Source organism: Neolewinella aquimaris (assembly GCF_014197245.1).
Lineage (GTDB): Bacteria > Bacteroidota > Bacteroidia > Chitinophagales > Saprospiraceae > Neolewinella > Neolewinella aquimaris.
Genome location: NZ_JACIFF010000001.1, coordinates 128,173 through 141,124, shown reverse-complemented (window position 1 = coordinate 141,124; position 12,952 = coordinate 128,173). Strand labels below are relative to the sequence as shown.

Below are 12,952 nucleotides of genomic sequence, written 5' to 3'. Positions count from 1 at the left end.
TTCCCCCGAACCGGTTCCGGTTCGTATCCCGGTCAGGTCCGGCGATCAATCGGCACCCGGCGGCAGACCGCGGTTGCCCCGCTAATTTATTCTTCTTCGGCCATGCCGTCGATATCCCACCCACCGTACTCTCCGTACGCTCCTTGGTCGTAATCGGAGCGTAACTGAGCCTCCAGATCGGCCACGCTCCCCCGCACCGCGTCGACGTACAGATCCTCGTCGAAGCGCATACCGGCCAGGGTCTGTAGGGCAGCCAGGTCGTGGCGGAAGAAGCGATGGCCATTGCGCTCCAGCCGGTAAGCGTGTACGCCCAGGAGTTTGAGGGTTTGCTTGCCGGCGGCCACACCGCTGTAGAGCGTGTCTCGGAAAATGTGCAGTACCCCGGCGTCCATTAAGTCGTAGGTGTCCGGATAATCAAAGGCTCGCACGATTTGGTGCAGGTGGGGAAAGTGTTTTTTCACCGTCTCGACCAACCGCAAATTTTGTTCCGGACTCGGCAGCCCGATCACGATCGCCTCTGCTCCTGCGGCCCCCGCCGTTTCCAACAAGTCGAAACGCGTAGCGTCACCGTAGTACACCTCGAATCCCATCCGACGCAGTAAGTCGACCCGGTCGGAATCGTTGTCTAGGATGGTGGCCCTCACGCCGTTTGCCCCCAGAAATCGTCCCACGACCGCTCCAAAGCCTCCGAATCCGGCAACAATTATCCGCCGGGGTTCTTCGATTTCCGGCGGCGGAGCATCGTCGACACTTTCTTTTACCCCGAAGCGTGGTTGAATGTACCGCGCGTTCACCAACATAATCAGTGGCGTAAGGGCCATACTGACCGCTACAACTACCAACAATAGAGCGACGACGGACTGCGGTAAAATCCCCTCCTGCTGGATCAGCGACAGCAGTACGAAGGCAAATTCGCCCGTTTGTGCCAGTCCGAAGGAAAAAAGCGCATTTTGATCCTGCGCCAAGCCGAACACCCGACCGGTAACGAATAGCACCAGCGCCTTGACCACCACGAGCAGTAGCACCAAGCCAATCACCGTACCGGGTCGTGCGGCAATCAGACCGAAATCGATCGACGCCCCTACCGCCATGAAGAACAGTCCGAGCAGCAATCCCTTAAAGGGTTCGAGGTCACTTTCCAACTCGTGCTTATAGTAACTGTTGGCCAGCACCACGCCACCGAGGAAGGAGCCCAGCGCGGGACTCAGGCCCACCGCGGACATCAGTACGGCAACCGCCACGATGAGCAACAGGGCGACACCGGTAAGCAATTCCCGCTGACGGGCGCGCGCCACCACCCGCAGTAAGGGAGGTACCAGGTAACGCCCCGCCACCACCAGGATAGCAATTGCCAGCAGGGTCGCTCCCGCCCTTAGCCCGGCCGGCAACCCTTCCAGTAGACCACTGGCACCGCCGTGGCCCTCACCATCCGCCCCGATTTCACCCAGCGCCAGCAGCGGCATGACGGCCAGGATGGGAATGACCGCAATGTCCTGAAAGAGCAATACCGCAAAGGAACTTCGGCCCCCGCTCGAATTCAATTGGCCCCGCTCCCCCAGGGTTTGTAGCACAATCGCCGTACTCGACAGCGCGAAGGTCAATCCGACTGCCGTGCTCTCCTGCCAGCTCAACCCCATAAGGTAGGCCAGTCCACCCAGTACCACGGCGGAGAGGGCCACCTGCATCCCTCCCATCCCCAGAATCGGGATGCGCATGCGCCAGAGCAGCGCCGGTTCGAGTTCGAGGCCCACCAAAAACAGCATCATCACCACGCCGAATTCGGCAAAGTGCATCAGTTCCTCCCCCTCCTCACCAATAAAACCCAGCAGGTACGGACCGATCAGGATACCGGCGAGCAAGTAGCCGAGCACGGATCCTAAACCCAGGCGCTTAGCCAGTGGTACGACGATCACCGCGGCGGCCAGGTAGATCATCGCCTGAAAGAGGAAGTCGGGCGTCATCGCAGTTCGTTTGGCAGGTCCAAAACTTCGTTGGCGTAGGCAATATCCTGCCAGTCGGCGGTGTCAAAGCGGTCCGCTACCACCCCCCGCAAAAAGGTATGATACCTTTCTCGTTCCCGGTCTACCTGCTCCGAAGCGAGTTGGCGCGTGACGTGTATGACGTAGGGTGGCAAATACTCCATTCCGCAACGGCGGGCGGTTTGCTGCAGCGGGCGAAGGAATTCCGGAACCGGGAACCGGTTGTACCGATTCGGCCGGTACGTGTCCCGTTCGCCGCCCGCCGTCAGCACATTCATGACGCGCTTGCCGCGTAAGTAGATACCGCCCGGTCCGTAGGCCCACCGGTATTCGAAGGTCATTTCGATCCACTGTTTGAGCAGCGGCGGCATGCTGTACCAGTTCATGGGGTACTGCCAGATGATGAAATCGTGCAGCAACAGCAGTTCCTGTTCCCGCGCTACGTCAATGTGGAAATCGGGATACAGTTGGTACAGGTCGCGGAAGGTGACCCCCGACAATTGGGGCAATCCGGTAATGAGGGAGCGGTGAACGCGCGATCGCTCCAATTCCGGATGGGCGAATAAAACAAGGACGTTGGACATGGCCGGGAGGGGGGGGATCAGCCCGGAGAACGGCGGGAGGGGGAATTTCGTTGAGGACGGGTGAGCAGATTGTAACACTCCGGTGGGTTGTAGCGTTAAGGTGGAGCACGCATTTTCTACCGCCGGACGTATTGATGTCAGATCAGCCGCAAGCCACTCCCCCCCCGAAGCCGCGCCGTAAGCGCAGGTGGTGGCAGCGGCTGCGTAAGACCTTCGTATGGCTCATCCTGCTGCTCGTCGTACTCCTCGGATTGCTGCAACTCCCCTCCTTCCAGAATTACCTCGCCGATCGCGTCACGGCCAGCATTTCCAAGACGTTGGAGACGGAAGTGCGGGTCGACTACGTGCGGCTTTCGTGGTTCGACGAATTGGCCATTAACGGCATCTACATCCAGGACAAGTACGGCGATACCCTGCTGTACGGTAAACGGCTGGAGGCCAACTTCAACCTGCTTTCGCTGCTCAACAACGCCCTGGAGATCGAAGCCCTGACCATCGCCGACACCCGCTTCAAGATTCGGCGCGACCTGGGCGATGCGGAATCTAACCTCGAAACGGCCCTCGAAAAATTGTTCCCTCCCCGCGATCAGCCGAGTAAACCCATCAACCTGGCCCTGGACCGGCTGGACCTGAAGAACATCGTCTTTGTCCAGAGCGACAGCGTAAGGGGACAGCGTTTCGACGTGAGCCTGGAGTCGGGCATCATCCGAATGGACCGACTTGACCTACCGGGCAAAGTAGTAGCGATCGATCATGCCGAACTCCGCAGACCGGTGGTGCGGCAGACCACCTTCCCCCCCACCCCGCTAACGAATGTTCCCGCCGTGGAGCAGGTGATTCGGGCGCTGGACAGTACCTCAGTGGATACCAATCGGGTAAGTCTACACATTCTGGCCAGCAGCGTGGAAGTGATCGATGGCGCCTTTACGCTGAACAACTACCGTAAGGATGCCATTGAGTCGGCCGACATCACTTCGGTGGATTTTGCCCGCCTGGATACCCGGAACGTAGACCTGGAACTGACCGACATCGACTTTCAGGACAGCAAGTTTGCCGGCCGGCTGCAACACCTGAGTCTGGAAGAACAAAGTGGGTTCGTCCTGAACCGCCTGAGCGTACAGGACCTACGTGCCACACCGACCGAGCTGCAACTGTACGATTTGGTCCTTACCACGCCGGAAAGCTCGCTTTCCGACTCCCTGTACTTTAGCTTTCCCGGAGGCTGGAGCTCCTGGACGGAGTTCAACGACCGGGTGCGGATGGAGATGAACCTGCAATCCAGCCGGCTGGCGGTGCGTGACTTGCTGTACTTCGCCCGCAAGTTGCGCTTCAATCCGTTCTTTCGCGACAACCGCGATCGGAGCATCGAACTGGGTGGCAGCTTCGTGGGCCGGGTCAACAACCTGCGGGCCGAGGACGTGATGCTGGCGCTGGACGACCGCAACTTCCTGGAGGGTAGTTTCAGCAGCCGAAACCTGGCCCTTCCCGGGTCGGAAGCCCTTAACCTCAAGCTTACCCGCCTGAACTCGAGCGTCGCCACCCTCCGGCGCCTGATCCCCCGGATGACCCTGCCGCGGAACTTCGACAAATTGGGCCGCCTTGACTTCAATGGCCAGTTCGACGGCTTCTTTACGGATTTTGCCGCCAAGGGAGACCTGCGTACCGACATCGGACGGGCCGTCCTGGATATGCGGATGAATATTGAAAACGGGGCCGATCGCGCCGACTACAGCGGTACCCTGTCGCTGAATAATTTTGAACTGGGACGGTGGACCGACAACGCCCAACTCGGTACCGTTAACTTCAGCGGTGCCATCAACGACGGCCGGGGACTGCTCTCGGAAACGGCGAGTGCGAACCTTACCGCCACCGTTGAAACCCTCAATTTCCGGGGGTACCAGTATGAGAATGCGCGCATCAGCGGGCGACTCGAACAACAGTTCTTCAACGGAAGCCTGGAAATTGCCGACGAGAACATCGACCTGAGCTTTCTCGGGGAGCTGAACTTTCGCGACAGCATCCCCGTCTTTGACTTTCTTGCCGAAATCCGTGAGGTCGACCTACAGGCTCTAAACTTGAGCAAGCGACTCGTGGTCCTGTCGGGCAACGTCGACCTGAACCTGAAGAACACCGTATTCAGTGAGATGGAGGGCCGCGTGGAACTCGACAGCTTCCGGATCGTCCGGGATACCGCCACCATCGAGGTAGGAAAACTGCTGGCGTATTCCAACTTTAACGCCGAAGGGCAGAAAGTGGTCAAACTGGAGAGTGACATCGCGCGGGGAGAGATCGTCGGCCGCTTCGACCTGGATGAGGTGTCGACCAGTCTGACGAAGTACCTCGTTGATTACTATCCCGGCTGGGCCCGCCGCCTGAACATACCGCCGCCCCGCAACGTACCCGAACCGAACCGCTTCAGTTTCGACCTGACCATTGTCGACTCCAAGGGACTTAACCGGCTGATCGCTCCGAAACTGGGTCCACTGGTGGATGTCCACCTCGTTGGCAGCTACGATGGCTTTGAGGACAAGATGGAGGCCGAACTGATGGCCCCCCGCTTCACTTTCGACGACGTATCGCTGGTCGACCTGATCGTACGGACCAAGGGCGACGGTTCGGAAGGCGAGCTCGACCTGGTGATCGACAGCACCTACATCAAGGGCAAACCCCTTTTCGACCAGTTGACGCTGCTGAGCCTCATCGACCGGGATACGATTGACTTCGGCATCAATTACGGCGGGGCGGGCGGACTCTTCCTGGGTAAGCTGAACCTGAACGGTGAAATTACCCTACCCGACACCGCGAACTACGCCATCCGTTTCGACGAGTCCGACCTCGTTCTCTTCCAGGAACCCTGGTCGATTCGCCGCGACAACCGCATCGTCATCGGTCCCCAGTACATTGACGCCCGCAATTTTAGCCTCCGCAGCGGCGACCGCAGCATCCGGGTAGCCAAACGGGGAGTGCGCGGACTTGACCTTAATTTTCAGAACATGGCACTCGGCCTCATCGATTCGGTGTGGAACTATCCGCCCCTCGACTTCGGTGGTCGGGTGAACGTTAGCGTAGGGGTCGATGATGTCTTCAAGTTACAGGGATTAAGTGCGCAGGTACGCAGCGACACCTTCCTGATCAACGGGGACAACTACGGCCGTATGCGTATGGACCTCGTAGCCCCTAACCCCAAGGGAAAACTGAACGGCTACCTCAACCTGGGCCGTGATACCTCGCAACTCATCGTTGAAGCCTCCTTTAATTTAGGCGACCTGAACGAAAATCCGCGCGCCGATCAACTCAAGAACTACCTGGACCTCACGGTAGACCTGACGGGCTACCCCCTTGACCTCGCCAGTTACTGGGTGGGGGGATCGGTATCCAACATTGTAGGCAGCATCGATGGCCAGTTGAATGTTGTCGGTCCCGCCACCGAACCGGATGTGTCCGGCTACATCGACGCCACCGCCGGTGCCTTCACCCTCGATTACCTGCAGACGCGGTATCACTTTACCGACAGCCGGGTGAGGATCACCAATACCCTCTTCGACCTCGCCGGTACGAAGTTGCTCGATCGCTACGACAACGTAGCCAATCTCACGGGCGGCATTACCCACGATCGCCTCAAAAACCTGGGCATCAACGCCCGCCTGCAGACCGACCGCTTCCTCGCGCTCGACCTGTCCCCCGGTCAAAACCCTAATTTCTACGGCCGGGCCATCGGTAGCGGCACCGTAAGCTTTACCGGCAACTTCCGCCAGACGGATATTTACGTGCGGGCAACGGTCGGCCGTGACTCCCGGCTTTCCATCCCGGTGGCGGAGGGCAGCGGTGCCGGGCCCATTGAAAATGTAAGGTTCGTCAACCGCAAGGTCTACACGGAGGAGGAAGACCGCACCACCGCGGCGGACCCTACGGGGGTGAGCCTGGAAATGGAGATTGAAGTGACCGACCAGGCCGTCGGGGAAATCATTTTCGACGAAGAGGTGGGAGACGTGCTGCGCGGGCAGGGAAATGGAGATCTCACGATCCGCATCCCCCGCGACGGCGACCTGCAGATGTACGGCACGATCACGCTTACCGAAGGCGACTATCTCTTCACGCTCTACCGGGTGGTGAACAAAGAATTCTCCGTTAGACCGGGCGGGACCGTCGCTTGGTCCGGCGACCCCTTCGCGGCCAGAATCGACATTGCCGCCGATTACCAAAACCTGCGGACGCCCATCATCAACTTTATCCAGGAGTACCTTACTTCGGAGACCGGCACCACCGATGCGGCGGGACTGACGAGTGCCGCCAGCCAGGCCACCGACATCGAACTAACCCTGAAGCTGGACGGTATTCTGACCCAGCCCAACATCAATTTCGATATCGCATTCCCTAATCTTACGGGAAAACTCGAAAACTTCGCTAACAACAAGCGGCGGCAATTGCTCCTGGACCAGAACGAGCTCAATCGCCAGGTATTCGGCCTGATCGCAGTGGGCCAGTTCTTGCCCGCCGACCTGAGTTTCAACGTGGCCGACGTGGCGGTAAACACGGTGAGCGAATGGCTGTCGAGCTACCTGAGTTTACTGCTGAACGACCTCGTGCGCGATGCCTTCGGGGAGGATGCCTTCATTTCGGGCTTCGATTTCGACATCGACTACAGCAACTATTCCACCAGCACCCAGATCGACCGCGAAAGTACCGTGATCCGTGGCCAGGCCGTGGAGTTTTCCTTCCGCCGCGACATCAACAACCGGCTAAGCCTGCGGGGCGACGTCAATGTCCTGAACAACCAGTTCACCTCCGGTGGCGCGACGGGCACGTTCATCGGCAACGACGTAGTCCTCGAGTACGTACTCAACGACAGCCGATCGCTCAAACTGCGCATTTACCAGCGCCGGCAACCCGACATCGCAAGCGGTAGGAGGTTGCAGGTGGGTACCGGTCTGACCTGGAACCGGGAGTTCGACTCCCTCGCAGAATTTTTCGCCGGTTTCAAGCGGGATGCGGGAAAGTAGCAGCCTACCTGATTACCCCCGGTGACCCAGCCGGGAAAAATGCTCGGTCAGTATCCGCCAATCGTCGGAGACGGCGTAGTCCCGCGCGTAAAACAGGTTCAGGTGGTGCACCATATCCGCATCCGGCTCAAGGCCCAATCCCGGCCACAGCACACCGGGGCGGAGACGCGGGAGCAGGGAAAGTCCGGGATCGCCGGGATGGTAACCCACCCAGCTCCGCCGGCCACCCAACACCGCGATTGCATTAAGCAGGAACCCTCGTTTCTGCCCCATAAGCCAGATCACAAGGGGAGCACTTACGAGTAAAAACAACGCCATGCTCCGATCGAAGAGCCACTTTCCCCGCCGGTTGGTGGGATCGTTGATCCGTAGGTTCACGTCGATGGTGTAGAGCGTTCCGCGCTGGTCGGGGCGGTGGCTGCCAATGATGCTTCCGCTGGACTCCGGAAGAATGCGGTACTGAATGTTCGGCCCCAGCCGGCTCATCCACCGCTGTATGTCGGTGTTGTCCAGGTCGGCGGAACAGAAGATGATCTCCTCGGCCCGGTACAGCTGAACGAGGGTATCCAGTCGGTCGGCGGTACCGATGGGCTCGTCGTCCTCTTCCGCCCTTCCGCCCGCCGGTTGAATTCTGCCCAGGTAGTTTCTGCTCGCCCCCGCCCGTTGGAGCAGGCTAAGGGTGCGCTGGGTTTCCGAGGCCCGGCCGACGACGAGTAGGCGGGGCTCGGTCTGCCCCCGCAACGTACCAAACGTGAGTGCACGCGCTACCGTCCGGTTGACTGCGGTCCAGCCCACTGCCCAGGCCGCTCCCAGTACGAGAAGGGCCCGACTCGGCCGCAGTTCTTCGGGTAGGAGGCCGTAGATGCTGAGAAGGAGCAACGTGCCGAAGGCCAGGCTCCGCAGCAAGCGTGGGGTAGCGAACGGGCGGTCGTAACCGCCCCCCAGAAAAATGCTTCCAACCCACAGTGCCGTGTAGGCGGGAAAGTGCAGGTAGTTGATGTCCACCGGGAAGTAGTCCGGGTCACCGAAGTGATAGGCCGACCAGATGCGTTTGAGGGCTAGGAGGCCAATGTAAATCCCTACCGCGTCGATCAGCGGAAACCGCAAACGATTCCAGAGTCCGGCCGCCACCGTAAGCACCGCCCGGAGGTAGATCGCGAGCTGCATCATCCAGACCAGCAGCCGGGCCTGGGAACCGGCAAAGTGCTTGCGGGCGAAAATGACCATGGCCTGGTAAAAAACGCGCACGTAATTGAGGCTGCCCCGCTTGGTACTTTCCCCCTTGTAGTGGATGATGCTGGTCCCCGGGTAATAGTAATTATCGTAGCCTCCCTTGATCAGCCGGTACGATAAGTCGATGTCCTCGCCGTACATAAAAAAATCCTCGTCGAGCAGGCCCACTTTTTCCAGGGCCGTGGCCCGCATCCACATGAAGGCGCCGGAGAGTACCTCGATTCGGTGGGTTTCTTCCGCGCTCAGATACCCCAGGTGGTAGTGGTTGAAGCGGCGGGAACGCGGGAGCAGTCGGGACAGGCCAAAAGCTTTCGTAAATGCGACCCAGGGCGTCGGTAAACCGCGCTTGCTCTCCGGTAGAAAACGACCGCTGCCGTCGATCATTTTTACGCCCAGTCCGCCGAGCCGGGGGTGCGCTTCGGCAAAAGCGAAGCAATTCTGGAAGGTATCCTCCCGCACGACGGTATCCGGATTGAGCAGCAGGATGTACTTGCCGCTCGCCTGACGGATTGCCTGATTGTTACCGATGGAGAAGCCGGGATTGTCCGAATTTGCGATAAGCCGTACCCAGGGAAAGCGCCGGCCCACCATTTCCACGGAGTCGTCGGCGCTGTTGTTGTCGACCACCCAGGTCTCCACCTCCATACCGGCGGTGGCACGGCTGACGCTCAGTAGGCACTGCTCCAGAAAGTAGCGTACGTTGAAGCTGACGATAATTACGGAGAGCTGCACGGGGTAAAGGTAAAGCAGGGGCTTATCTTTACGGCTTCAAGCTACCCTATGTCAGATCGATTCCGCGGCACCTCGCTGCGCCTGCTGCTCTTCACCCTACTCGGCGTACTGGTGATGTTGCTGCTGGGCGGGGGAATCGTGACCGCGCTCGCCCTGCACTACGGCCTGCCGATCGGCGATCCGTCGGCCACCTTCGCGGGGCCCGCAGACCGCCAGCAACTGCGGTTTATCCTCCTGCTCAACAACCTCGCCACCTTCGGACTTTCGGCCATGCTGGGCCTGCTGCTGACCTACCGACAGTGGTGGCCGGTCGCGGCGGGATTGGTCTACCCTACCCGACCCCGGCTGATTCCCGTTGCCATCGGAGCGTTCTTGGTCGGGTTGCCCCTCATCGGTCTGGCGGCTTACCTCAATCTGCAACTCGACCTGCCGGAGTGGATGGTTCGCTCGGAGGATACCGGTAACGCTATGCTCGCCGGGGTACTGACCTTCGAAAGTTTACCGGAATTATTGCTGGCACTCCTTACCGTTGCCGTCGTTCCGGCCGTATGCGAGGAATTGATGTTCCGGGGTGTGGTACAGGGAAGGCTGTTGTCGGAGGTGATGAGCGGCCACCTCGCCGTATGGGTAGCGGCGGCCATTTTCTCCGCCATTCACGTTGAATTTGCCGGTTTTATTCCCCGCTTGCTGCTCGGTGCCCTGCTGGGTTATGCCTACCGTTGGACGGGCTCCCTCTGGATACCCATCCTCATTCATTTTTTCTTCAATGGTTCCCAGGTGATCAGCACCTACCTCTCCGGGGAGTTTACGCCGGACACCGAGATGGATTCCGCGTTCTGGCCCCTGCTGGCAGCCGGGCTGGTCAGTCTGGGGGCCACGGCTTACCTGATCTGGCGCACCGAATCGACCCTGACAAGCGATCTACCGGCTAAGGACGATATTTCTGGGTAGCGGTAAAAATATGCTGGAGCACGGCCCGGTCGGTATCGGTAAACGCGACATTTCGCCGCAGCATCACCCGCTCGACGGTAGCTATGGCTTTATCGAGGCGGTAGGTCTGGTTGTCTTCCTTCCCTCCCCAGGTAAAGGACGGGATAAAGTCCGCCTGAAAGCCCGGGCCGAATATGCTGGCCGACACGCCCACCACGGTACCCGTATTGAACATGGTATTGATGCCGGCCTTCGAGTGATCGCCCATGATGAGCCCGTGAAACTGCAAGCCACTCGGGCGTCGCTCCCCGTGCGGATACGACCATACCTTCACCTCACTGTAGTCGTTTTTGAGGTTGGAAGCGTTGGTGTCCGCACCAATATTACACCACTCTCCGATCGCCGCGTTGCCGAGAAAGCCGTCGTGCCCCTTGTTGCTGTTGGCCTGGAAAACAACGTTGTTAATTTCCCCGCCTACTTTGCAATGGTCGCCAATGGTGGTGGGACCATATATCTTTGCTCCCATTTTAATCACTGCTCCCGCGTTCACCGCAATCGGTCCACGGAAGTTCCCCCCTTCGAGGATGACCGCGTCCCGGCCAATGTAAATGGGTCCACTGCTGGTGTTGAAAGAACAGCCTTCTGCCGTTACGCCGGCTTCGATGAACAGTTGATCGGCCGGACCAATCAGCAGGTTGCTCGGCGGCAAGCCGGCTGAGGTACGCCCCGACGTAAGCAACTCGAAATCTTCCCGGATGGCACGGTCGTTCAGACTGAAGAGGTCGGAGGGACGGGTGATTCTAAACAGGGGCAGATTTGGCAGGTTGAGCCGGCGTTCTACTACACTTTCTCTGCTGGCGATGAAGCGTTCCGAATTCGGACGATCAAAGGAGGCCACCACCATTTCCCCCTCCGAGAAGTAAGCCGTATTGTTCTCGATCTGATCGAGGAAGGACAACAATTCTACCGACGGGAGAATGCTGCCGTCGATGAACAGGTTGCGCTCCGCGACGCGGTGAGGAAACTTCTTTTCCAGGTAATCCTGGGTGAGAAAGGAGACCTGCCCATCGGTCTGGCGCGCCCACTTTTCCGCGATGGTGAGGCTACCGATGCGCAGATCGGCGACCGGACGGGTGTAGGTCAGGGGCAGCAGGGCCTGGCGGACGACTGAGTCGAACAGAATAATATTCATAGCGGGCTACAGGTCGAATCCAATATCGGGGCGGAAGTTTACTCCGTCAAATGTTATGCGTCGAGCGTTTTCGTAGCACTTCGCAAGGGCATCTTCGTAGGTGTCGCCGTAGCTGGTCACGGCCAGCACCCGGCCGCCGTCGGTCACCAGCCGACCTTCTTCGTCCGTTCGGGTCCCGGCCTGAAAGACCATACTGCCCTGAACCGCGTCGAGTCCGGTAATTTCCTTGCCCTTCTCGTAGTCGCCGGGATATCCGCCGCTTACGAGGACGACCGTGGCCACCTGGCGGTCGTCCATATCGATCACCGCACTGCTCAAACCACCCTCGGCGGTCTCCAGCAGCAATTGCATCAGGTCGTTGTTGAGGCGTGCCATCACCGACTGGGTTTCCGGGTCTCCCATGCGGCAGTTGTATTCGATTACGTAGGGCTCGTCCTCCACGGCGATGAGGCCGATGAAAATGAAGCCGTGGTAATCCAGTTTGCGGGCCTGAATGCCCTTCAGCGTAGGCTGAATGATGCGTTGTTCTACTTTCCGCATCATATCGGCATCAACGAAGGGCGGGTGGCTTACACTGCCCATTCCGCCGGTGTTTAACCCGGTATCGCCCGCTCCGATGCGCTTATAGTCTTTCGCTACGGGGAGGATGCGGTAGCTTTCGCCGTCGGTAAGTACAAACACGGAAAATTCAATGCCGTCGAGAAATTCTTCGACCACCACCGTAGTGCCTGCATCGCCAAACTTACCGCGAAGCATATCGCGCAGCTCGCGTTTTGACTCCTCCAGGTCGTTGAGAATTATCACCCCCTTACCAGCCGCGAGTCCGTCCGCCTTTAGTACGTAGGGCGCATGACTCTGCTCGAGGTAGCGTTCGCCGGCTTCCATCTCATCGGCCGTAAACCGCTGGTACCCGGCAGTCGGGATGCCGTATTCCTCCATGAATGCCTTGGCGTAGGCCTTGCTTCCTTCCAGCCGGGCGGCTTCCTTGCTCGGGCCGATGAAGTATACCGCCTTGAGCTGATCGTCGGTACTAAAGAAATTCTGTATTCCCCGTACGAGTGGTTCTTCCGGGCCGCAGACGACGAGTCGGATATTGTGGTCGACGACCGCGCGGCGCACGGCTTCGAAGTCATTGGGATCGACCGGTAAATTGATGCCGAACTCCTCCGTCCCACCGTTACCGGGCGCGATGTAGAGCTGGGCGCATAGTGGGCTCTGGGCCAGCCGCCAGGCCAGTGCGTGTTCGCGGCCACCGTTGCCGAGGAGAAGTACGTTCATATTCTGAGGTTTTGCGGGGCAAAA

7 protein-coding genes are annotated in these 12,952 nt (G+C 59.3%); 2 read left to right on the top strand and 5 right to left on the bottom strand.

From position 1 onward, the window contains the following. Positions 1 to 86 precede the first annotated feature (86 nt). Both GGR28_RS00620 and GGR28_RS00615 read right to left on the bottom strand, forming a co-directional pair. Positions 87 to 1,961, bottom strand: coding sequence for a monovalent cation:proton antiporter-2 (CPA2) family protein (locus GGR28_RS00620; protein WP_183493783.1), 1,875 nt, complete (start codon positions 1,959 to 1,961; stop codon positions 87 to 89). After that, complete coding sequence (locus GGR28_RS00615) at positions 1,958 to 2,563, bottom strand: NAD(P)H-dependent oxidoreductase (RefSeq protein WP_183493782.1); 606 nt, start codon at positions 2,561 to 2,563, stop codon at positions 1,958 to 1,960. Before GGR28_RS00615 ends, GGR28_RS00620 begins: the two co-directional genes overlap by 4 nt. Positions 2,564 to 2,697: 134 nt before the next feature. Between GGR28_RS00615 and GGR28_RS00610 the strand changes: the two genes are divergently transcribed. Then, positions 2,698 to 7,563 carry a translocation/assembly module TamB domain-containing protein gene (locus GGR28_RS00610; RefSeq protein WP_183493781.1) on the top strand — a complete coding sequence of 1,622 codons (4,866 nt, stop codon included), beginning with the start codon at positions 2,698 to 2,700 and terminating at the stop codon, positions 7,561 to 7,563. 12 nt (positions 7,564 to 7,575) lie between these two features. Here the strand turns inward: GGR28_RS00610 and GGR28_RS00605 are convergent, their stop codons facing one another. After that, on the bottom strand, positions 7,576 to 9,528 hold the full coding sequence (locus tag GGR28_RS00605) for a glycosyltransferase family 2 protein (protein ID WP_183493780.1): 1,953 nt from the start codon (positions 9,526 to 9,528) through the stop codon (positions 7,576 to 7,578). Between the two features lie 48 nt (positions 9,529 to 9,576). On the opposite strand from GGR28_RS00605, the gene GGR28_RS00600 reads away from it, so the two are divergent. Next, complete coding sequence (locus tag GGR28_RS00600; RefSeq protein ID WP_183493779.1) at positions 9,577 to 10,479, top strand: CPBP family intramembrane glutamic endopeptidase; 903 nt, start codon at positions 9,577 to 9,579, stop codon at positions 10,477 to 10,479. Here the strand turns inward: GGR28_RS00600 and GGR28_RS00595 are convergent. Next, positions 10,457 to 11,650, bottom strand: a complete 1,194-nt coding sequence (locus GGR28_RS00595) for a GlmU family protein (protein WP_183493778.1) — start codon at positions 11,648 to 11,650, stop codon at positions 10,457 to 10,459. The genes GGR28_RS00600 and GGR28_RS00595 overlap by 23 nt on opposite strands. A gap of 6 nt (positions 11,651 to 11,656) precedes the next feature. Then, positions 11,657 to 12,928 carry a phosphoribosylamine--glycine ligase gene (purD, locus tag GGR28_RS00590; RefSeq protein WP_183493777.1) on the bottom strand — a complete coding sequence of 424 codons (1,272 nt, stop codon included), beginning with the start codon at positions 12,926 to 12,928 and terminating at the stop codon, positions 11,657 to 11,659. Positions 12,929 to 12,952 lie beyond the last annotated feature (24 nt).